Annotated in this window: 17 protein-coding genes; 4 read left to right on the top strand and 13 right to left on the bottom strand. The window is 35.7% G+C overall.

The window, feature by feature from the left end; genetic code table 11:
* Positions 1 to 52 precede the first annotated feature (52 nt).
* The 7 genes from M2306_RS01195 to M2306_RS01165 all read right to left on the bottom strand — a co-directional run bounded on the left by M2306_RS01195 (position 53) and on the right by M2306_RS01165 (position 9,958).
* Positions 53 to 1,633, bottom strand: a complete 1,581-nt coding sequence (locus M2306_RS01195) for a calcineurin-like phosphoesterase C-terminal domain-containing protein (protein WP_259189116.1) — start codon at positions 1,631 to 1,633, stop codon at positions 53 to 55.
* Between the two features lie 7 nt (positions 1,634 to 1,640).
* Positions 1,641 to 2,615 (bottom strand): metallophosphoesterase family protein, encoded by a 975-nt coding sequence (locus M2306_RS01190; protein WP_259189117.1) that lies wholly within the window; start codon positions 2,613 to 2,615, stop codon positions 1,641 to 1,643.
* A gap of 4 nt (positions 2,616 to 2,619) precedes the next feature.
* Positions 2,620 to 4,050, bottom strand: coding sequence for a SusD/RagB family nutrient-binding outer membrane lipoprotein (locus M2306_RS01185; RefSeq protein ID WP_259189118.1), 1,431 nt, complete (start codon positions 4,048 to 4,050; stop codon positions 2,620 to 2,622).
* A 15-nt stretch (positions 4,051 to 4,065) separates the two neighbouring features.
* Positions 4,066 to 7,485 carry a SusC/RagA family TonB-linked outer membrane protein gene (locus tag M2306_RS01180; protein ID WP_259189119.1) on the bottom strand — a complete coding sequence of 1,140 codons (3,420 nt, stop codon included), beginning with the start codon at positions 7,483 to 7,485 and terminating at the stop codon, positions 4,066 to 4,068.
* A 95-nt stretch (positions 7,486 to 7,580) separates the two neighbouring features.
* Complete coding sequence (locus tag M2306_RS01175; protein ID WP_259189120.1) at positions 7,581 to 8,510, bottom strand: FecR family protein; 930 nt, start codon at positions 8,508 to 8,510, stop codon at positions 7,581 to 7,583.
* A gap of 98 nt (positions 8,511 to 8,608) precedes the next feature.
* Positions 8,609 to 9,151: a sigma-70 family RNA polymerase sigma factor gene (locus tag M2306_RS01170; protein ID WP_115091224.1), complete on the bottom strand. Its 543-nt coding sequence runs from the start codon at positions 9,149 to 9,151 to the stop codon at positions 8,609 to 8,611.
* 99 nt (positions 9,152 to 9,250) lie between these two features.
* On the bottom strand, positions 9,251 to 9,958 hold the full coding sequence (locus M2306_RS01165; protein WP_259189121.1) for a hypothetical protein: 708 nt from the start codon (positions 9,956 to 9,958) through the stop codon (positions 9,251 to 9,253).
* Between the two features lie 285 nt (positions 9,959 to 10,243).
* Between M2306_RS01165 and M2306_RS01160 the strand changes: the two genes are divergently transcribed.
* Together M2306_RS01160 and M2306_RS01155 are read left to right on the top strand one after the other, a co-directional pair.
* The gene (locus M2306_RS01160; RefSeq protein WP_259189122.1) at positions 10,244 to 11,146 is read left to right on the top strand and encodes a DMT family transporter; all 903 of its coding nucleotides are present in this window, start codon (positions 10,244 to 10,246) and stop codon (positions 11,144 to 11,146) included.
* Positions 11,147 to 11,389: 243 nt separating this feature from the next.
* Positions 11,390 to 12,424 carry a hypothetical protein gene (locus tag M2306_RS01155; RefSeq protein ID WP_259189123.1) on the top strand — a complete coding sequence of 345 codons (1,035 nt, stop codon included), beginning with the start codon at positions 11,390 to 11,392 and terminating at the stop codon, positions 12,422 to 12,424.
* A gap of 87 nt (positions 12,425 to 12,511) precedes the next feature.
* Here M2306_RS01155 and M2306_RS01150 read toward each other — a convergent pair whose 3' ends face one another.
* Positions 12,512 to 13,060: a HugZ family pyridoxamine 5'-phosphate oxidase gene (locus M2306_RS01150; protein WP_002986901.1), complete on the bottom strand. Its 549-nt coding sequence runs from the start codon at positions 13,058 to 13,060 to the stop codon at positions 12,512 to 12,514.
* Between the two features lie 452 nt (positions 13,061 to 13,512).
* Between M2306_RS01150 and M2306_RS01145 the strand changes: the two genes are divergently transcribed.
* Complete coding sequence (locus tag M2306_RS01145; protein ID WP_259189124.1) at positions 13,513 to 14,418, top strand: hypothetical protein; 906 nt, start codon at positions 13,513 to 13,515, stop codon at positions 14,416 to 14,418.
* A 15-nt stretch (positions 14,419 to 14,433) separates the two neighbouring features.
* Here M2306_RS01145 and M2306_RS01140 read toward each other — a convergent pair whose 3' ends face one another.
* The 4 genes from M2306_RS01140 to M2306_RS01125 form a co-directional block, all read right to left on the bottom strand.
* Complete coding sequence (locus tag M2306_RS01140; protein ID WP_259189125.1) at positions 14,434 to 15,309, bottom strand: hypothetical protein; 876 nt, start codon at positions 15,307 to 15,309, stop codon at positions 14,434 to 14,436.
* Between the two features lie 2 nt (positions 15,310 to 15,311).
* Positions 15,312 to 15,815 carry a GNAT family N-acetyltransferase gene (locus tag M2306_RS01135; RefSeq protein ID WP_259189126.1) on the bottom strand — a complete coding sequence of 168 codons (504 nt, stop codon included), beginning with the start codon at positions 15,813 to 15,815 and terminating at the stop codon, positions 15,312 to 15,314.
* A gap of 147 nt (positions 15,816 to 15,962) precedes the next feature.
* Positions 15,963 to 17,348, bottom strand: coding sequence for a leucyl aminopeptidase family protein (locus M2306_RS01130; protein WP_259189127.1), 1,386 nt, complete (start codon positions 17,346 to 17,348; stop codon positions 15,963 to 15,965).
* Positions 17,349 to 17,445: 97 nt separating this feature from the next.
* Positions 17,446 to 18,264 (bottom strand): UbiA prenyltransferase family protein, encoded by an 819-nt coding sequence (locus tag M2306_RS01125; protein ID WP_115091242.1) that lies wholly within the window; start codon positions 18,262 to 18,264, stop codon positions 17,446 to 17,448.
* A gap of 124 nt (positions 18,265 to 18,388) precedes the next feature.
* Here M2306_RS01125 and gcvP point away from each other — a divergent pair, with 124 nt between their 5' ends.
* Positions 18,389 to 21,241, top strand: coding sequence for an aminomethyl-transferring glycine dehydrogenase (gene gcvP / locus M2306_RS01120; RefSeq protein WP_115091244.1), 2,853 nt, complete (start codon positions 18,389 to 18,391; stop codon positions 21,239 to 21,241).
* A 166-nt stretch (positions 21,242 to 21,407) separates the two neighbouring features.
* On the opposite strand, the gene M2306_RS01115 is transcribed toward gcvP, so the two are convergent.
* Positions 21,408 to 22,286 carry a hypothetical protein gene (locus tag M2306_RS01115; RefSeq protein ID WP_115091246.1) on the bottom strand — a complete coding sequence of 293 codons (879 nt, stop codon included), beginning with the start codon at positions 22,284 to 22,286 and terminating at the stop codon, positions 21,408 to 21,410.
* Between the last annotated feature and the right edge of the window lie 526 nt (positions 22,287 to 22,812).

Here is a 22,812-nt window from a genome sequence, read left to right as displayed (position 1 = left end):
CTTCATGAAATTACTTTCACTTCACTTTTTACTTTATTTATTCACTTGAAACTTATTGTTTAGCGCGAGCTTCTACTCTAAATGTCTTGACTGTAGAAAATACACGTTGAAACATATCTTTGGTTCGCACCTCCACTTGGTGGATCCCTACACTTAAATTAGATGGGATTCTCGCACTCCATAAATGCGGACTGTCCACTGGATTAGAAGGTCTTTTTCCGTCCACTAATGTGGGAGATAGATCATATTTTTGCACTTTAGCGTACAAAGCAGGGTCCATCGTTACTTCTTTGTTCATTTTTTTCCATTCTTGTCCATCGATGCGATAGTCCACCTCATCAAATTCAGTTCCCATAAATATATTGGCGTATACAAAAGAATTCCCTCCTTTTTTATTTGCAACAACCTGAGGTAAGAACACTTCCATTCGATAGTCTTCTGGTTTTCCTGCCACTTTATAATCTAACTCGTACTTATTGTCTTTTACAGTTAAGATTGCGTATCCCTTTGGTGTACCATCACGCATGGTTGAAACAGGTACGTTTTCTTCGTTGTATTCTCCAGAGTACCAATCACCTGAAGTAGTCCCTACGTTGTATTCATGGAGTAATTTTGATTTATTCCATCCTTGTTCTTTTCCATAAAACTGATGTGTTTGCGTATGCATATGAGCAGATAACAACAAGACATGATCAAACTCTGCCAAAGCGTCTAATAGCTCTTGTCTAGCTTGAGCATCAAAGTGCTTTTCATCTCCTACATATAGTGGAATATGGAAGGAAACAACGATTAAGCGATCTTTATCCACTACTTTTAAATTGTTTCGAACAAAATCCAATTGGTCTTTTCGAAACCCGCCCCAGTATCCTTTTTTGGTAATGGGATGAGGATAAAGCACATCATCCAATACAATGAAATGTGCTTTTCCGTAGTTAAAAGCATAATTAGCCGGACCAAAATTGCGTTCAAAGGTTTCATCAGCAAAACGATCTTCTTCCGCGTCATAATTCATATCGTGATTTCCCAATACGTTATACCATGGCAAGCCCATGGCTTTCATCACCTCTTTATACGGTTGATGTAGACTTAAGTCATCGCCTACAATATCTCCCAAACTAATTCCAAAAGAGATTCCCGTTGTTTGTTGTTTCGTTTCATCTACAATAGCTCTTTTATAGTATTCCATTTCTTCCATTGTATAGGGCTGTGGATCGCCAAAAACAAAAGCTTTAAACTCGTCATTTTCTACTTGTGGAAGCAAGCCAAAATTGACTTCTTTGGGTAATTTTCCCGTAGGCTCTACTCCTTTATACTTCAAATGCTTGGGTGACCCATTGGGTTTATGCATATAATAGTATCGGGGTAAATTATATTCATCTAATAAAAAGCCGTACCCTGCAGGTTTGATTACAAATATGGGATTGTCCTCTGAGACTGGCAATTCATATTTTCCTTGTGCATCAGTTAACACTACTTCTACCCCATTACTAACTGCCACATTGGCTATTGGTTTTTCCTTATTCTCTTTTTTGCCGTTGGCATTGGTATCCTCAAAAACATAGCCTATTACTTTATTTTGAGCACCTACTACCAAGGAAGACAAGAATGCAATACTTACTATAAAATTTCTCATATTATTTTTATAACTTAATTAATCGATCTGATATTTTAGCTGCTGAAACGTAGTTCCACGATACGATAGGTTCACCTAATTCGACTGGAGAATCCCCATACCAAGGTGATTCTTTTCCCGTTAACTTCAACTCGTCCGAAGTGATTTGCACCTGTGCCCATAGTGGTTCTTTGTAGTATCCCATATTGCGCAAATAGGGATACTTTTTATACGCTTCCGGAGGAAATGACGTATTGTTATAGGGTTCTCCCAACCAACGATAAACAGCACTGTTGATTTGTACATAGTGAATCCCATTAATAACATTGGTATAATCCATGTGATGATGTCCAGAAAAGACAACTTTCACCTTAGTATACCCCGCTTTTTTATTACAGTTATCTAATAAAATTCGCACAGCTTCTCTGTTGTGTACTCCATTGTGATCTAGCCCTTGATGGATAAACACAATAGTTGGTAATGGCGAACTATTGATATCGTGCTCCATCCATTCCAATTGTGCTTTATGAAAATAGGACGGATAACGCACTGCGTCATTTCCGGGTATTTTTCCATTGCCATCCAATACCACAAAGTGATATCCCTTGCGATCAAAGCTGTAGTAATTTTGCTTTAGTTCAAAGAAATCCATGATTTGCTCCAGTGATTTATTTTCGTCAAACTCATGGTTGCCAATCACGTGAAAGGCATCGCCTTGAAAGGAATTCCAAATATCTAAAATGATTTGATTCTCCTTTTTAGGCACGCAAAAATCCCCCAATTGAATAATAAAATCGACTTGTTTCTGGTTCATTTCGTCTACAAAAGCTTGTAATCGCTGTGGGGCATCAAAGGTTAAATCTTGATGTAAATCGGTAATAATTCCAAAACTCAACGTTTCTTTTTTCTTTAGTAAACGGCTAGTATCCGCCTGAACATCAAAAGGAATTGCCGTAGCTAATGTTCCTAAAGCTACCGTTCGTAAAAACTCACTTCTTTTCATCTTATTAATTGATCCACCAAATTTTTGAATTCATTTTATCTCCTCCTATGCGCTGACTCGCTTCTGTATAATTCGTCGGATTATATACTTTTTGATCCGAATGATATAACAATCGATACGGCATTTTCCCCTCATTTAACATGGAAGAAGTTGTCGGCAATACGGGTAATCCTGTACGTCTATATTCTGACCATTGTTGGTAATCTGTAAAATATAACGACACGTATTTTTGCAACATAATTTGCGCTAAACTACCGTCGTATTTTGCTTTTTCTTGTTCAAAATAAGAAGAAGGGGCTTCTTTTCCTGTCACAAAAAGAATGGCGCTTTTTACTCCATTCGTATAATATTGAGCTGCATTACTGTTGTTATAGTATCCGCGTTGCGCCAGTTCCGCTTTGATAAATTCTACTTCTGAATGCATCAAGATGGGAATACTCATTGGCGCTACCACTTGCTTGTTATTCATATAAGAAGGGGAGAATTTAAATTGAGAATTATCTCCCACATAAGCACTTGGTATTCCGACATACCCCATTGGTTTTCCTTCTAAGTCTTTGGCTTCAGTTGCGTAAACAGCAAGACGAGGATCTTTCAATTCATTTAAATGGTCTACAAAGAAAGCAGCTGTTGCTTGATTCGTAGAGAAATCCAAGGCTCTAGACCAAGGCGATAAATTAGGGGTGATTCCCGTTACTTTTAACGCTGCACTTTGTGTGAAATCAGTAATAATGGGGTATTTATCTTCTTGACTCAGCATCGTTACCATGATTCCAAAAGCTTCTGGATATACATTGGAAATCCTCAACAACAAACGCAAACGAAGAGAATTCGTGAATCGCTGCCAGTTTTTGGTATTGTTATCAAATAGGATTTCTTTTCCATACAACATGGGATTTTCATGGTTATACAGTGCATTAGCGTCTTCTAAATCCTGTAGCAACGTCATGTAAATCTCTTGTTGTGTATCATACTTCGGCTTTAGCCCCCCTTCATCTCCTTTGGATGCTTCCGAAAAAGGAATATCTCCAAAAGAATCGGTCAAGTTGGAATAAATCCAAGCGCGTAAAGTCAATCCAATGGCTTTGTAATTTGCATCATTGGGATTGGCTTCCGAAACCGCTAGCATTTCACGGATATTTTTTGCCCATTTATAACTGGCATTCCACTGTGAGTTTCCAGTATTATCTAGAATTTCATAACGATGTCTACCTCCATAAAAACTTGGGTAAGGCAATTTTACCTGCATCAATTCTGCTGTAATATCGTAGTAGTTTCGCACGTTGTTATTTGCCATATTATAGATAATCTCATTCACGAGTGTACCTGGGCTAATTTGATCGATAAGGTTGGGATTGGTATTCACTTCTTCAAAGTTTTCCGTACAAGAAATGAAGAAGAAAACCGAAGCGGCTATATAAATTATTCTTTTCATGAGAGTTAAAGCGTATTAAAATTCTACTTTTAGATTAAAACCATAGGAAGCAGTAGAAGGCATTTGCCCTGTTTCCATACCAGGTACAATGACACTTCCGTTCATTGTTGCTGCTTCTGGGTCATAGATTGGGAAGTCTGTAAACGTTTTTAAATCACGACCGTACACCGTTAGTGTCAAACTTTCTAATCCGATGCGTTTCAATTGTTTTTTAGCAAATGAATACGACAAAGAGAGTTCTCTAATTTTTAAGAAAGAAGCATCAAACGTATTAGACTCCACATTTTGGTATTCATAGTATTTTCTATAGTAATTGTCTACGCGAATTGGCGTTGTATTGGGCGTATAACTTCCATCTGCATTCAGTACTACCCCTTCTCCTACTAATTCTCCTTCTTCACGTCCTCTCAATGTGTGTTTCAACTGTCCTGCTTCAGTTGCTTTGTGGTGAGTATGCGAGTAAATCTTTCCTCCATATGATCCGTCAATCGTCAATCCAAAATTCCAATTCTTGTATTTGAAGTTATTAACCAATCCTGCTTTCCATTTAGGAGCAACGTCGCCAATATATTCCGGATCAGCGCCTAAAACAGGAACTCCATTGCTGTAAACCACTTGTCCTTCTGGACTACGCACAAATTTTCTCCCATATAATGCCGTTGTAGTTCCTCCTACTTTAGCAATTAATCGTCCATTTACGACAGTTGCTAATACCTGTTCTTCCAAATTGTCTTTTAATTCGAGTACTTCATTTTTATTTTTAGACCAATTGGCAGAAACATTCCATGTAAAATCTCCTTGTTTAATTGGCGTTCCGTGTAAAACTAACTCCACTCCTTTGTTTCTCACTTTTCCTGCATTGATGACCTGAGAACTGAATCCTTCGGCAATATCCATTGGCAGTACTAAGATTTGATTTTTCGTATCGGAATTATAGAACGTAACATCAAATCCCAATCGATTCTGTAGCATTTTCATTTCCACTCCTGTTTCCCAGCTTGAAGTAATTTCTGGTTTTAGATTGGCATTGTACAAGGTACTAGGCATAATAGCTGAACTTGGGAAATTACTTTGCGCATAATACTTCGATATTTGATACGGATCTGTATCACTTCCTACTTTAGCGAAAGACACTCTGTATTTCAAGTAGTCAATTACTGTCGGCATCACAAACATGTCTGATAGAATTGCACTGGCACTCACTGAAGGATAGAAATAAGAATTATTTCCACTCGGCAGTGTGCTAGACCAATCATTTCTTGCCGTAACATCTAAGAATAAAAAGTTATTGTACCCAAAAGTCATCATCCCGTAGGTACTGTTTACTTTTTTCAATGCATCAGATGTATTGACAATAGGGTTATTCACTCCATTTGACAATTTAAATACACCTGGCACTACTAAAGCATCTACAGAAGTTCTTAAGTTTCTATGGGTGTATGACATATGGTTTGCTCCCACCATCACTTGATAATCCAATGTTTCTGAAATTTTGTCTTTATACGTCAATAAGAAATCTGCATTGATCTCTCTACTTGATATATCTTGACGTGCATAAAATCCTTCTGCGTGGCGTTTACTCGAAAATCCGCGTTTCGTTTCTCTGAACTGTGTCAGGTTATTAATGGCCAAACGTCCCATGAAGTCTAACTTATCAGTCAATTTAATATCTGCTTTTACATTTCCGATAAATTGATTGCTATCTAACGTATTTTGATCCACATTTGTGATATAGTATGGATTACTAGACCAAGGAGAGAAAGGGTTCAATTGCTCTCTATCTTCTTTTCCATTTTTCCATATGGGTTTATACCAATTGATATCCACGTTAGGCAAAAGGAACATCATGAAATAAGCCAGGGATCCATTATTATACCCTAAGACAGGTAAGTTATCACTCTTGCGGTTGTTGTAATTCATCACCGCAGATAATTTGATGCGATCCGAGATTTGATAATTTCCATTAAAGGAAGCTCCGTATTTTTTGTATCCTGTATTCGGTACAATCCATTTATTATCGGTGTGTGAAATATTCAATCGCATCGATCCTTTGTCATTTCCCCCTTGAAAAGCAATGGCATTATTTACCGTTACCCCCGTATCAAAAAAATCTTTTCTGTTATTTTTATAGGGTCTCCACAACGTTCGTTCTGGTGTTTGTCCTTGAGTTGTGGGATCATACTGATAAAAATACTGGTCTGCAAATTTAGGCCCCCAAGCTTCTGGATGGTTTCCTGTATCTGGTCCATCTGCTGAGTTTCCAAACGAATAGTATGGATTTCCATTCTTGTCAAAGTATCCCCCCGATCCTTGTCCGTACTCATATTGATAATCAGGCCATTTGTTAATCACATCAAAAGCCACAGAACTATTATAAGTAATCCCGAAACGATCGTTTTTCTTTCCTGATTTCGTCGTGATGATCAATGCACCATTCGCTGCTCTAGATCCGTATAATGCTGCTGCAGTAGGTCCTTTTAAAACGGTTACACTTTCGATATCATCTTGATTCAAATCTGAAATTGCGTTTCCATTATCGACTGGAGAATCATTTCCAAATGCTGCCGAATTATATCCATTCGAATTAATCTCTTGATCCATAGGCACTCCATCAATAACAATCAACGCATAGTTTTTACTTGCATCTAATGAAGTATTTCCGCGCAATTGGATGCGTTGCGAATTGATTGGTCCTGTTCCTCCAGAGGCAATGTTCAATCCAGCAACCTTTCCTTTTAACCCACTCGACCAGTTATTTGCTACAGCAGTGGCTAATTTTTCTGCGTTTACGGTTTCTTGTGCATATCCCAATCGCTTTTCCTCGCGTTTAATTCCCAAAGCAGTTACCACAACCTCCTCTAAACTTGTATGATCCTCTTGAAGGATAATAGCTAAATTAGATGCTGCTCGAACGATTTGAGTTTTATAACCTATGAATGAAATTTCTAAATCATCTACCCCTACATTTGCTGTCAAACTAAAGACCCCATTGCTATCTGTTGCTACTCCTTTATCTGTTCCTTTAATAGTAACGATAGCTCCTGGAATCGTATAACCCTCTTTATCTTTTACCACTCCTTTAATTTGTTGGTGGTTTTGTTGTTCTTTTACTGAAATAGTTGTCCCTGAAATTTGATACGTCAATCCGTATTCATTAGAAACCTCATCGAGTACATCTGTAATTTTTCTGTCTTTTACTGCAATGGCAATTTTCTTATTGGTTTTCAATACTTCATCAGAGGCTACCACAGTATAGTTGGTTTGCTTCTTCACATCTTCAAACACTTCCTCTATCGATAATCCATCAGCATAACCCGGAAGAAACTTTGCTTCTTTTTGTGCGTGTACACCAAGGCTGAACGTACTGCTCAACGTAACGACATACATCCATTTAGGATAGGATTTTCTCCTACTTTTTACTAATTTTCGGTACATTTTATTATCTTTGGTTTTTAGTTAATCAATATTATTTTGGATAATTAATTGATACACCTGTTTATAGCTGCAACTATAGGCAGGTTTTTTTGTTCTTATTTTTGACTTATTATGATTGTTCCATCTGATTTTTTTACGTAGTCAATACCATATAAAAAGTTCAAACTATTTAGTATTTCCTCTATCGAATTGTATTTAAAATCCCCTGATATCGTCAAGGTAGGGACTGCTTCTCCCTGCCAACTTACTTTTGTGTTTAGCCTTCTGTTGAGTACGTGAATAACTTCTTGAATGGTCGCTTTTCTAAATTTCAGATGCCCTTTATGCCATTGATCTAGATCTTGCTTTTCTAATGTATAGGCTACAAATTGGTGTTGTGTGGTTTGAAAATCGACTTTTTCATTGGCTCGTAAGATGACATTCTTTGTTCCTTGCGCATCACTTACTTGTACCTTCCCTTCATGTACACTCACACTGATGGTTTCTCCTTTTACGTCATTTACATTGAACTTTGTTCCCAATACTTGTACCTGTAAATTCTCACTTTCCACCCTAAAAGGTTGTTGAGGATGGGTTCGTTTCACTTCAAAGAAAGCTTCTCCTTGTAAATGAACGATTCGTTCTGGTGCATCAAAATGAGTAGGGTATTGTATTGAACTTCCTCCGCTAAGGTAAACCACGGTGGAATCGCTTAACTGAAAAACAAGTTGTTCTCCTTTTTTTGCGTATTGGGTCACCCATTGTGGGTCTACCTTTACAGCAAGAAAAAAGTACAACAAGCCCACACCAGCCAAGCAAGCGGCCAATGCTGTATAGCGCACTACATGCGTTTTAAAAATAGAGGGTTTGGTTTTAGAAGAAATAGATTGATGTAAACGGTGGTGCAACGCTGTATTGCGTTTTACTTCCGCTTCTGTGATTCCACCAACCTGCAGGGCATTAAAAAATTGGTCTACAACAGCTTCCTCTGTAGATGTAGCTGTTCCTTTGTATTGCGCTAATAGAGCTTTGAATTTCTTATACATTATAGTCTTGTGATCTAATACTATAATGAAGTACGCCAAAAGAGTGCATTCCCCTATGCTAAAATTCAGGCTTAATCATTCCTTAAAATGGAAAACATTTAGGTAACACTAAGCCATAGTAACAGCAAAAGAGTTCCTGCTCCATCAGCCACATAAGGCGTAGATTCTTTTAAAAGTCGCAACGCTTTATTGATTTGATTTTCAACCGTACTTTCTGTAATTCCCAAACATTGGGCAATATCTTTATAGGTGCGTTGTTCATAGAAACGCATTTTAAAGATCAACAAGCATCGATCTGGCAGAATAGCCAAGGCTGTTTTTTCGATTTCATCTAAAAGCATAGCTTTGACCTCATCGTATTGCACCTCTTCTAAATCGGGAATCAGGGTAGCTAGTTTTTCTACCTGAACAGCATCAAAACGACGGTTGCATAAAGCCTTTGCACATTGGTTTCTCGTTGCTTGAAACAAATACGCTCGTGGTAGTTCAACCACAACTTGTCTCTTCCAGAAGTCAATAAATACTTCTTGTACAATATCCTCTGCAACGGCTTTGTCCCGCATTACATTATAGGCAAAACTGTATAATTCAGCCCAGTGTTTTTGAAAGATCTGATCAAAATCATGGTTATGGCTTACCATTTGTGTTTGAATTAAAAGATTTATTCAAACAAATGTAGGTGTAATGCGTGCATTAAATTTTAATTCACTGTTAAGTTTTAGTCGTTTCTACCGACCATTTTACTCGTAGTAAACATAATCAAAAACGGTGGTACTATACCCTTGATTGTATTCATCACGCACCTCTTTTTCCAAAATATTCCCTTGAGAATCAAAGGTTTTATTTTTAAAGGTTAGTACCTGAGTATCTCCATAAGGTTGAAGGGTTTGTTGCTTAAATTGAATTTCATATCCTTTTGCATCATATTGATGGAAAGATTTCGTTTCAAATTCAATAACCCCATCTTCTTTATTTGTGATGATAAGATGTATTTCTTTCACTTGCGCTTGGGGAGTAAACAACACTTGCATTGTTCCTTTATTCTTCGGTTTATTAAAATAGGTGTATGTAAATTCACAAGTCGTAGGCTTGGGCCATTGTTGCATAATTTCAGTAGCCTTTGTTCCATCCGCATTTAAACTTATGCTGTGGCGTTTGTTATTTTGATACTCAAAAAACTGAAGCTCTCCTATTTTGGTATACACCATAGGGGTCTCCTCATCTCCTTCCTGTACGCCAGCGTAAATCTCCTTCAAAGTAAAAAAACCTCGTTCATCGAAATGTACAATTTGTTTTTTTGCTTCTTTTCCTTCACTAGAATAGTCTATACTTATTAAGGTTTTTACTTTTCCCCTGAGGTTTTCTGTCTGCCAATCCGTCAAAACTTGTGCCTGACTTTGGTTATATCCCAACAATACAAAAAGGAGGAGTAGGTAGTATTTCATCATCGTTTATACGTATATCAAAACTCAAGTTAACCGTTGTTTTTTAGCTAACGCAGTAAAAATACGTTTTTTACTAAAAAAGTAGACAGAAAAAAGACGTCTTCTATTATCTGATTCGAACTTAATTGCAAAACAAATTAAAGAGTTGTTTTTTATTTGAAGGAATGACTGTGGAGATTTTTAAGCAAAGGCATTTGAAATTACGATGTTGGCAATAGTGTCATACGGCTATCACTCCCCAATCAGAAGCTGTATCTTTGCGCGGAATTTTTATAATTTTTATTTACAATGAAAAACCTGAAAGGAATTTTGTTCGCATTAATTTCCTCTGGTACATTTGGATTGGTTCCGTTGTTTTCGTTACCTCTACTTGTACCGAGCTTGCGACCTGAAGGAGTGGCGGCTATCGGCATACCGACTATTCTATTTTATCGATTTTTGTTTTCATCAGCGACAATGGGAGCTGTTTGTATCTACAAGAAAACAAGTTTAAAAATTTCTATTCAGGATTTAGCAGTCGTCTTTTTCTTGGCTTTATTATATGCCGCTACCGCCAAGTTTCTAGTTGACTCTTATGAATATATTGCTAGTGGATTGGCAACAACCGTCCATTTTTTATATCCGCTTTTTGTCAGCATTGTGATGATTGCCTTCTTCAAAGAAAAAAAATCAATGGTATTGCTTATTGCTTCATTGCTTTCTCTTTTAGGAGTGGGGATGATGTGTTGGCATGGCGAAGCTTCTCCTGCATTATTCAGCGGATTGATTTTATCTGCGTTGACCATCTTTACCTATGGGCTTTATATCGTGGGCTTAAACAAATCTAGAATTTCCAATATGAACTTTGATTCGTTGACTTTTTATGTTTTGCTCATGGGGTGTTTAATCTTTTTATTTTATGCCTTATTGACTACGGGTATTGATACAATTACCTTAAAAGCCGATTGGATGAATTTAATTTTACTTGGGTTCTTCGCGACGTTTATTTCTGATTTGTGTTTGGTACTTGCTGTGAAACACGCCGGATCGACGATTACGTCCATTTTAGGATCCATGGAACCTGTAGTGGCTGTATTGGTTGGAACATTATTCTTTGGTGAATACTTTGATTGGATGTCTGCGCTCGGCTTGTTCTTTGTGTTGCTCTCCGTCACCTTGGTGATTGCTTTTAGTAAACAAAATGCTACCTAAAATAAGAAAAGAGACCTCAACATGGGTCTCTTTTTTTTTTTGCTCTTTATTCAGATAAAAAACGAAATCTACTTCTCTATTTCTTTCACTAACTATTGTTTTTATGTAACAAATAAATTCAAAAAAAACACTAATAATCAATAACATACAATTACAAAATATAATTATCAATTACTACAAAGATTCAAATTTATCGTAAAATTGGCTTACATATTGTGTGCTTTTAATCAAAAATTAGTGTCGATGAAAAAAATTTTACTTGCCTATTTACTTAGCGTAGGAATCAACAATCTATATGCTCAAACCCTACTACAAGATTGCAAAACACAAAAACCGATATCCAATGCAATTATTTACAATGCAACAAACAATCAACTATTAGGAACAACAGATCAACAAGGAAAAATTGACCTTCCTGTAGCAATTACTGATATTGTCCTTGTACATCCTGAGTATGGTTCAATCCCTACCATAAATCAAGCTGTCATTTGCATCGATGAGCTTTTAAATCATATTGTAATTGAAGTCAAAGTAGACGCTAAAGAAGAACTTTTGGCTATACTGAAGAATACCTATGCACAATATAGTATTGCCCCTTTTAAAGAGCAGTACTATTATTACAAAGGAACAGTCTATGAAAATGACACATTGGGCCCCATTATAGCAAAAGAAGAAGGTTATTTTAAAAACTTTACCTATTACAACACCAACTACTATCTTGCAAATCAATTAGCTCATTACATAAAAAAAATCGATATCGTAGTGATCAATTTTTTAACCAGATCCTTCTTAGATCATTTCTTTTTTAGCAATAAGTTTGAATTTAAAAAACTTTTAAAAAAGGTAAAAAAATTAAAAGTAAAAAAAATGAATAAAGACTATTATGTTTACGATGATAATTGGGATAATTATTGGTTGTTTGAAATTGATACTACTCAAAAACAAGTGCGTAAATTTATTGATACGTCTGTACAAGCAAATTTTCTTGAATATGGAGAAAAAATATTATTCAAAACAAAGAGAAAATTAATCCATCGTTTAATTGAAGTCAACTATAATCTTGTAGGGAATCAAGTACAGCAAGAAATCGAATTATTTGATTTATATGCTTTTTCCAATTTAGATACTAAATTAGCCAAGTACGTAATTATGAAAACAGTTAATCAACAAGATTTCATTGTTGAAAAAACCTATTCTGCACTTCAGCATATTGACTTAACTGTAAATAAAGAACTCGAAATAGAAGATTTAGCCAAAACAATAAAAGAGAAGAAATAATTCAATCGCTTTTCTAGTATCGCATACAAACAAAAAAGTCTTTGGTTATTGACCAAAGACTTTTTTTATTTCAACAAGAAAGGTATATTATTTTTTCACATCCACATTGTGTTGTCCGTGAGCTCCATGTCTGTGCTCCATCACTTGTAAATTCTCATCAATAAAGTAAGCACTTCCGAATCCATTTACATAAGATCCTTTGATTGGTTTTAGGTTGAACATGATAAAGTCTTCTAAGTTTCCTAAAACTTCAATTACTTTTCCATGTCTCTCTCTTAAATCAACCATTGCTTGATCGTATAACGGATTTTCTTTTCCAACCAATTCAGCTTCTGTTTCGATTGTTAAACGGTGTCTTGCATATAATTGTTTCGATGTACTTTCATCTTCTACAAACATAAAAGATACTTTTTTACGATCTCTCAAGTTCTTTGTGTGTTTGGCCATAAACGAAACTAAGATTTGAAAATCATTTCCTACTCTTGAATAAGGCGCTGTACTTACCAAAGGTGAACCATCTTCATTTAACGACGCAATCATCACTGATTTACACTCGTTAATAAGCTCCTCTACTTTCGGTGCTTTTGGTTTCACTTTATGTTGGTCGAAGTTTGGATTGATTGTATCTGTACTCATTGTAATTGTATTTATATTGTTGCGCTAAGATACTAAATTATTTAAACTAAATAAAAATAATAACTCAATCTATTTCTTCCAATTCAAACAAATCTTCGACTCTTACTTTTAGCGTTCGTGCCAGTTTTAAAGCTAATATCGTAGACGGAACATACCGATTCGATTCAATCGAATGAATTTCTCAACCATTTAAAATCTAATAACCTAAATAGAACTCATGTAATAGAGAAGACGAATGATTCTTTTCTATTACATTATCTTGCTAAGTTTTAAACAGAATAGATACAAAATCGAAGGTGTTATTCCCTGTGCAACAATACGTTATCCATACATTTGTTTCCTGTTTTTATAACGAATAATTGAATAGTGTAATACATCTCTTATATTGTAATCATTAATTATGTTTCTCTATATATTATAGTTAATTTTGCAAAAATTTAAGCTAACAAAATATGAAAAAATATGCTTTCCTAACCCTTTTACTTTCTCTTGTCTTTTTATCATGTGATAAATCGGATGACAACAACACACCAACCTTCAAAAATGATTTTGTAAAACAAATAATCATTAAGACTGAAGATTACCAAGAATTACCGGAATTCGCTTTCTTTTATGATACCACTATTGATTTTGAATACAACAAGCAAAATAAACCAAGTATCATTCGTTCGGCTATTTCTTTTAGAGACAATTGGAGTAGTGAAGACACTGGTGAATTTGCAAATAAAATTATCAAAATCCAAGAGCAAAAGATGTTCACTTACGATAAGCAAACAAACTTACTGCGAGAAGAAAAAACAACAAGTGAAAGAGGAACTCGTATTAAAACCTTTCAATATGATAATTTTCAAAGAATTAAATCAATAAAAGAAGACGATAAAGAATCTATTTTCACCTATAATCATGGTACTGGACAATTAGCTAGTATACAAACACAATATACAAACGCAGAGAGTCAACACCTGAACTCTATTCGATATTTTGATTTTAAAGCGAATCAAAATTTAAATACACTGTTATACGAGAATAGTAATAAAGAGCAAGAAACTTTCTATTTCACCTATACTAGTACCAAAAGTCTATATGAAAATAATACAATCAATTATACGTTAACTGATGGGCTTGATGGGAATATTTTAACTGGAACAAATGGACAAGTAATAAAAAACCGTTATCCTGATTTTATGTCTAATTTAGAATATAGTTACAAAGGAAATTTCTTATTGGATAATATTAAAATAGAAGCAAATCTACATTCAGATTTCTTTATGACCCATACCGAAGAAAATTCTTCTAACTCCTATACAAGGGTTCTAAACGGTGAAGAATTCACCTTTTTCTCTACTTTTTTTGTATGAATAGCTGAATGTAACTTACTTTTTATTTGAATTAAAATAATATGCATCAGCAAAATGCTTATTCTGTTGGATATAAGCAGTTCCACCTTTTACATCAATAATCCAATTGAAGCGATGAATAAGGTCTGCCCCCATATAACTAGTTGTTTGGTTTTTAATTTCTCCTGTAAAAACCTGAACAGGAGCAATCTCAAAGCGAATACCTCCTACCGCTATAGCTGGTATTTCGCAGACTAAACTCGTCAACTTTTGACCTGCTGAATTCATCATTGTTTTTTCCTCCAAACGAGAAAGTACTTCTGCTAAATGGTATTCATCTGCTAGTTGATTATTAAACAAAAGTGCGCCAGAAAAACCAGATTGTAACAACACTTTTGTCTGTATTTCTTTTTCTCCCACAATACTAATTACCTCAACAAATAATTGTCCGTTTTTTTGCTCTAAAGGCAAAGCAATAAATCCCGTCGTATCTGGAAGTGATTGATATAGTTCAAACTGAGATTGATCATAATTGATTTTGACAATTTGATTGCCAAATAATTGGGTACCAATTTTACCTTCTGCTCCATTCCCCGTGTATTCGTTATCCCAAATCCAAATAGGCTCCACTACAGTTTCACCTACTTGAATGTGATTAGACTTACTCAATCCTTCTGGAAACTCAGTCGTATCAAAGACCACAGATTTCACTGGATGTGTTCGATTAGGTGCTAAAGAAGCTTCTCGCATTGCAAGTTGAAACATTAAATCAACCGTATCTTTTTGATTGATGATTCCCTCAACTAAGATATTGTAATGCCCATTCATTTTAAATGGGATAATTTCCTGCGCCTGACCTGTTGTATAGCATAACCAACCAATCAAAGCAACTAAGCATGATAAATCTCTCATCTTTATAAACTCAATTGATAGATATAATCATCCATCACATAGCCATTTCCAATATCGAATGTTTTAGACTCCATGCATTGAAATCCGTTGCGTTCATAAAACTCAATAGCTTTGGCATTGTATTTATTCACCGTTAAATATACCGCATCTGCTTTGCTTTCTTGCGCAAAGTTGACAACATGTTGTAGCATAATCTTGCCTAATCCTTTTTGTTGCTGATCGGTATCCAAATAAATCTTAGACAAAAAAACGCGATTGTCTTCCATCAATTTATAGTCTAGATAACCTAATACCTGCCCTTCAACCACAAACAATTCCCAAATATATCCTTCCTTTATTTCCTTGGTAATGCGTTCCTGACTGTACATCATAGGCAACATATATTCAATTTGTGCCGGATCTAATAATGGTCCGTATGTTTTTTGCCAAATTTTTTCAGCCAAAGGGCGAATGACATGCATATTTTCTATTGTAACGGTCTGATATTCTATTGAGATATTTTCCATGTGTCTTTTTTAATTAAATAATTGAACAACTGAAGACAAACAAAGGTACAGTATTTTTGTTTTTTATATTGTTGACTAACGATGATCTCAAACAAAAAAAGCAGTAAATTTTCATTTACTGCTCTTCTATTTCTATATCGTAAAGAACTATGCTTTGTAATTAGTTAAGAAATCAACCAATGTACGAATTCCTGTTCCTGTTCCTCCATTTCCTTTGTAATCTCTTGGAGCATCCATCCATGCTGGACCAGCAATGTCAATATGAACATAAGGTGCTTTTGCAAAATGCTCTAGGAATTTTCCTGCTGTGATTGTTCCAGCAAAACGACCACCGATATTTTTCATATCTGCTACACTTGATTTCAATAAATCTTTGTAGTCATCCCAGAATGGCAATTGAGCTAAACGTTCGTGTACATTGTATCCTGATGCTACAATCGCTTGAATTGTTTCTTCATCATTCCCCATAATACAAGAAGCGGTATCTCCTGCAACCACTAAAGCTGCTCCTGTTAAAGTAGCTGCATCAATAATAACGGCAGGATCATATTGTGTTGCATAAGCAATCGCATCTCCTAAAATCATACGTCCTTCTGCATCAGTATTCAATACTTCAACAGTTGTACCATCATACATAGTAATCACATCCCCAGGTGCGTATGCATCTCCACCAGGGCGGTTATCTGTTGCTGGAATTAATCCAATTACGTGAACGTTCAATTGATTCAAAGCAGCAGCATAAATTGTTCCTGCCATACAAGCAGCTCCACCCATATCACTCTTCATTGAGTCCATTGATCCAGCTGTTGGTTTTAAACTCAAACCACCTGTATCATAAACCACCCCTTTACCAACCAAAACGATTGGTTTCTTGTTGATTGGATTTGCAGGTTTGTATTCCATGATTGTAAAAGTCGGTTGCTCAATAGACCCTTTATTTACTGCTAATAAACCACCCATTCTCAACGCTTCAATCTCGTTTTTACCCAATGCTTTTACAGCAAATTGAGCTTCGTTTCCTAAAAGTTCGATTTCTTTCGCTAATTGCGTAGCTGTTAAAAAGCTTACAGGTTCATTTACCATGGTACGCGCCCAATAAACCGCTTTGATTGTATGATTTAAATCACTGATTTGTTTTGCTTCAAAATTTCCTTTTACAGCAAGATTCTCTAAAGCGTATTTCATCGTTTCAGCTTCTTTGAAATACTTCAAGAACTGGTAGTTTGAAAGTGCAATCCCTTCTACCAAAGCCAAGGTAGAGTCTCCATTTCCTACAATGGTAAGGTTATCTGCTTTCTTATCTAATTGTTTGCGGACGTTGAATCCAGCCAAACGCATTTTCTCTAAATTCGTGTTCTCTTTTACAAAAAAGAAATATTGATTTCCAATTTTCGCAAAATCTTCTTCTTTTTCTCCTGTTTTAAAAGCTTGTACAAAATCATTTAAAAGAGCAGGAACTCCTACTGTATTATCATTTCCTAAAACGAAAACTATATTTCCGTTGGATTGAACCTCTTGTATAAGTTGTATCATTTCTGTTGTTTTTATACTTACAAATATACGGGTTTTTAGACACAGCTAAAAATTGACGTCAAAAAGATTGCCGCATCGGCTGTTATTTTATTTCGTTTTATCCTTCAAGAAGCACTAAGATCCACCAATAAATAGGAACGCTTTCCACCCAAAATAGACTAAAATAAGAGCTGCGTTTCGGTGATGCCAATTGAATAAAAAGCAAGGTAATACTCACTATAATTACATTATTCCACGCTTGGATGGGTTGAAAACCCAATTTAAAAAACTCAATAACAAAAAAGGGAATTAATAAAAGGGCTAATAAAATCTTTGTTCGACGGGTACCTAGTAATTGGGGAATTGTCTTTAAATACTTTTCATCATACTGTAAATCAACAATTTCAAATATTCCAATTAAAATCAGCACCAAGATAAATCGCTGTAAGAATTTAATCCAAATATCCAAGGATAGATCTATCCCTGCATTGAAAACAGGAATGATTAGCGTTACTGTAGCCCAACACAGACAGACAATGTACACTTTGAGCCCCGACCAATTGCGCAAATTGGGAATTCGCTTGGAAATAGGAACGGCATAGAGTACGGCTAGAACCAGCAAAGAGATGGTGACTAGTTGTGCGGATGTGGTTAAAAAAAAGAAACTCACCATGCCAACGACTAAAGCAATTGTACTCAATACGAGGATTGCCTTCATCTTTGGAGATAGGTTTTTGCGATGGATTACAACATAATCGGCATACTTAATGAAATTATAGGAAAACAACGTTCCTGAAAATGCTAAAAGGGAAACCGTCCAATCGAAGGGTAAATGACAGAAATAAAATGTCATTTGCACCAATGCAAAAACTGCGAAAGAAACGTGAATACTCGCTTTCAGATAAAAATCAAATACTTTACCTAGGACTTTTCTCATGCTAATTTTTTATACCTAAATCGGCTAGAAATTTACATTAACAAAATTACTAGGAATATACTTAATTTATCTCAGATTTATGGTTATTTTTGTATGCTTATACACAACTTATTATTTTGCCCAAATGAAAACAAATGCATTTGCTTTAAGACACATTGGCCCTCGTGCTGAGGACATGGCACAAATGTTTAAAACTGTGAAAGTTGATAACATTGAACAATTAATCGATGAGACTTTTCCAACTTCAATTCGCTTAAAACAAGATTTAGACCTTGCTCCTGCAATGACAGAATATGAGTATTTATCTTATATTCAGAACTTAGGCAACAAAAACAAAATTTTTCGTTCTTATATTGGATTAGGATACAACGAATCTGTTAGCCCTGCTCCTATTATTCGCAACGTATTTGAAAACGCTGGTTGGTACACAGCTTATACTCCGTACCAAGCTGAGATTGCACAAGGTCGTTTAGAAGCTTTATTAAATTTCCAAACTACAGTAATTGAATTAGCTGGAATGGAAATTGCCAATGCATCTTTATTAGATGAAGGTACTGCAGCAGCAGAAGCAATGATGTTATTATACGATGTTCGTACAAGAGATCAAAAGAAAAATAACGCATTAAAATTCTTCGTTTCTGAAGAAATTTTACCTCAAACACTTTCAGTTTTACAAACTCGTTCGGTTCCTTTCGAAATCGAATTAGTTGTAGGAGATCACCAAACGTTTGATTTCTCAGAAGATTTCTTTGGAGCAATCTTACAATACCCAGGTAAATACGGTCAAGTATATGATTATGCTGACTTCATCAATACAGCTAAGACAAAAGATATTAAAGTTGCTGTTGCAGCAGATATCTTGTCTTTAGTAACGTTAACTTCTCCAGGAGAGATGGGAGCTGACGTCGTAGTTGGAACAACACAACGTTTTGGTATTCCATTAGGATTTGGAGGACCTCACGCTGGTTTCTTTACGACAAAAGAAGAGTACAAACGCAGTATGCCAGGTCGTATCATTGGAGTTTCTAAAGATGCAGACGGGAACAGAGCATTGCGTATGGCTTTACAAACACGTGAGCAACACATCAAACGCGAGAAAGCAACGTCAAATATCTGTACAGCTCAAGTATTATTGGCTGTTATGGCTAGTTTCTACGCTGTTTACCACGGACCAAATGGTCTTCGTTTTATTGCAAACCAAGTACATGCAAAAGCAAATACAGTAGCAGAAAACTTAGCTAAATTAGGTATCGAACAAACGAATACAGCTTACTTCGATACAATCGTTGTAAAAGCTGATGCAGCTAAAGTGAGACCAATCGCTGAAGCAAATAACGTAAACTTCTTCTATATTGACGCCAATACGATTTCAATCTCTTTAAACGAGACAGTAAATGTAAATGATATCAATACGATTATCGCTATTTTCGCTCAAGCAGTAGGAAAAGAAGCCTTTACCATTACTGCATTAAATGAAGAAGCAGTAAACTACCCAGCTAAATTAAAACGTACTTCTAAATTCCTAGAGCATGACGTATTTAATAGCTACCACTCTGAAACAGAATTAATGCGTTACATCAAGCGTTTAGAGCGCAAAGATTTAGCGTTAAATCAATCGATGATTTCTTTAGGTTCTTGTACCATGAAATTGAATGCGGCAGCAGAAATGCTTCCTTTAAGCAACGGTCAATGGAACAACATCCACCCTTTTGCTCCATTAGATCAAGCACAAGGTTATATTGAAATGTTGAAAGATTTAGAACATAAATTAAATGTTATTACTGGATTTGCTGGAACAACTTTACAGCCAAACTCAGGTGCTCAAGGAGAATATGCTGGATTAATGGCTATTCGTGCTTACCACCATTCAAGAGGGGATTTCCAAAGAACTATCGCATTAATCCCTGCTTCTGCTCACGGAACAAATCCTGCTTCTGCAGCAATGGCTGGAATGAAAGTGGTGGTTACAAAAACTACACCTGAAGGAAATATCGATGTGGCTGACTTGAAAGAAAAAGCAGAATTACACAAAGACAACCTTTCTTGTTTAATGGTTACTTATCCTTCTACTCACGGTGTATATGAATCAGCTATCATGGAAATTACACAAATTATCCACGATAACGGAGGACAAGTATATATGGATGGTGCAAATATGAACGCTCAAGTTGGTTTCACCAACCCTGCTTCTATTGGTGCTGACGTATGTCACTTAAACTTACATAAAACATTTGCTATTCCTCACGGTGGTGGTGGACCTGGAGTTGGACCAATCTGTGTGGCTGAGCATTTAGTAGAGTTTTTACCTTCTAACCCATTGGTACAAGTAGGTGGTAAAAATGCAATTACTTCTATTTCATCTGCTCCTTATGGTTCAGCTTTAGTGTGTTTAATCTCTTACGGTTACATCTCTATGTTAGGAACTGAAGGATTGAAAAAAGTTACACAAACAGCGATCCTGAACGCAAACTATATGAAAGCTAGATTAGAAGAACACTACGCTATTTTATATACAGGTGAAAAAGGACGTGCTGCACACGAAATGATTGTTGACGTTCGTGAATTCAAAGAAAAAGGAATTGAAGTAACAGATATCGCTAAACGTTTAATCGATTACGGTTTCCACGCACCTACAGTTTCTTTCCCTGTTGCAGGAACTTTAATGATTGAACCTACAGAAAGTGAAAGCTTATCAGAAATCGATCGTTTCTGTGATGCGATGATCGCTATTCGTCAAGAAATTGAAAACGCAACGATTGAGAACCCAGTAAACGAATTAAAGAATGCTCCGCATACTTTAGCTTTATTAACTGCGGATAATTGGGATTTACCTTACTCAAGACAAAAAGCAGCTTATCCATTAGCATACGTAGCAGAAAATAAATTCTGGCCTACAGTACGTCGTATTGACGATGCTTATGGAGATAGAAACTTAGTTTGTTCTTGTGCTCCAATCGAAGCTTACCTTGAAAATTAATTCATTGTAGATAGAATCAAAAACGCCATCGACTTCGATGGCGTTTTTTTTTTCACGTGATGCCGTGATGCAATACAAGTAGGTTTAAAATTTAAATTGTAAACCAAAATAGCCCCCCCTTCGTTTAAATTTCACAAAAAAACAAACGCTCCATATAGCGTATACATCATAGTGGGTTATAAATAGAAAGATTCGCACAAAATTCACAAGAAGGAGAACTGAACACAGTAAAATACTGGTTGTGATACCGATTAAAATCAATAAATATGGCTTTGTTATACAACGCTTTATCACATTGAACCATGATTTTATACAATTCATTGTAGATAAAAGAAGTAGCAATAGAAAATATCCCTATTTCCCATACAGGACTGGCATGATTCTTGATCCTTTCTATGTCCCAAAAATGATCAATAAGTGCAGCTGAAGCAGTGCTATTGAAAACTTTTCTGGCTTCAATACAGTTGAGGCAAACCGTTCCTTTATGACTATTCATCAAAGGCCCTAATAAGAGACCATTCTCGTACAATTCTACAAATAAAAAATCAGAAGACGACATTTGCTGCCATGCACTAATATGTCGAATAGTCGTTGTATTGTAGAAATAAGGCCCAACAAGAAGGGTCAATGTTACCGGATGCTCCGAAATTCGAAACTTAGGTTGTTCCTCTAGTGAGAGATTATAAACAGTTGAGACCTTAATTTGTTCTGGTAAACCTGCTATAAATGAGTGTAACAAGGTCAAATTCGTTCCAAATTCACCAATAATATCTAAATACAAAGGAGCATCCAATTTCGTATCCGCTGTTATAAATTGGTGCAGCGTTAACCAATAGCGCAACTCTTCTACTCTATTTTGCTGTAAAATAGAAGTATCTGAAAGAGGTAAATCTGGAGGAATAGGCAGTTGGTCCCGTACTAATGTCAGAACCGTAATTATATCGGAAGCATCTTTACCTGTAATCTTCTTGATGGAATTAGAATCAGACAATAAGATATACTCCGTGGGATGCGTTTGAATAATTTTCCATTTTTTCTGTTTCATAAAAACATAGATTTAAACTAGTAATACCAATCGCTTTCAATTGATATTACTAATTTGAATTACTAACTACAACAGGCGTAAAAATCTATTTCTTGGGACATTGCTATCCCCGAAGATGGAACATCTTTCGTCTCAATTATAAGTTCTAATTGTTTCATGTGTGCTAAAATTTAATTGATTACATACAAGCCTAGTTTTAAGACATTACTTGTTCTCCTTGGTCTGTTCCTTGATCAAGATACTAGTTCGAGGTTTTCCCTCTTCCATTGTTATTTTTTACAATGCCCCATACAGTATAGTCACTCTAAAAAAACAGAGCAAATACAGGTAATGGTTGTACTAAATATTCCTTTTTTGTGTGTAAGAAAATATCAAAGATTGCTCCGATTGGGAGATAAAATAACTACAGCGTACAAGATATATCCGCAGCTTGAGTAGTTGAGCAAGTCTATTTGATATAGAATAGAAAACTGCCTATTAACAGTAACCGCTATATAGAGGTAAAAATGGGAGAATCTAATTGCTT

This window comes from Myroides gitamensis, assembly GCF_029894455.1.
Taxonomy (GTDB): Bacteria; Bacteroidota; Bacteroidia; order Flavobacteriales; family Flavobacteriaceae; genus Flavobacterium; species Flavobacterium odoratum.
Note: the sequence above shows the minus strand (reverse complement) of the source record. Positions and strands in the feature narration are given on the sequence as shown.